The sequence below is a fragment of the Streptomyces sp. P9(2023) genome (genome assembly GCF_032436795.1).
Lineage (GTDB): Bacteria > Actinomycetota > Actinomycetes > Streptomycetales > Streptomycetaceae > Streptomyces.
This window is the reverse complement of record NZ_JAUPWM010000591.1, coordinates 1-261: the sequence shown is the minus strand read 5'-3', so window position 1 is coordinate 261 and position 261 is coordinate 1. Positions and strand designations below refer to the sequence as shown.

The 261-nt window shown below is 50.2% G+C and carries 1 protein-coding gene; it reads right to left on the bottom strand.

The window, feature by feature from the left end:
* Positions 1 to 244 (bottom strand): hypothetical protein (locus tag Q5762_RS38805; RefSeq protein ID WP_315897019.1); only part of this gene is annotated, 244 nt, incomplete at its 3' end.
* Positions 245 to 261 lie beyond the last annotated feature (17 nt).

The window sequence follows — 261 nt, the reverse complement described above, 5'->3', positions numbered from 1 at the left end:
AACCCGCACAACCCGCTTCGCGCATAAACAAGTCTAGCGCTTGATTGTACGACCGCATACGCAAATCGAGCGTTCCGCCTTTAGTGTGAGTGTCTTTCGAGTTGTTGTCATACGGCAAATATCCTCCTTTAGTGACATGAATGCTACTGGAAATAAGCCCTTTCTTGACTGCTGCCGCGCTCACTTCAGTAATCCACTGACCAGCACAACCGCATGTCTTAAACGTGGCATTGCCGAGTGTCACAGTAATGGGTCCTGCCC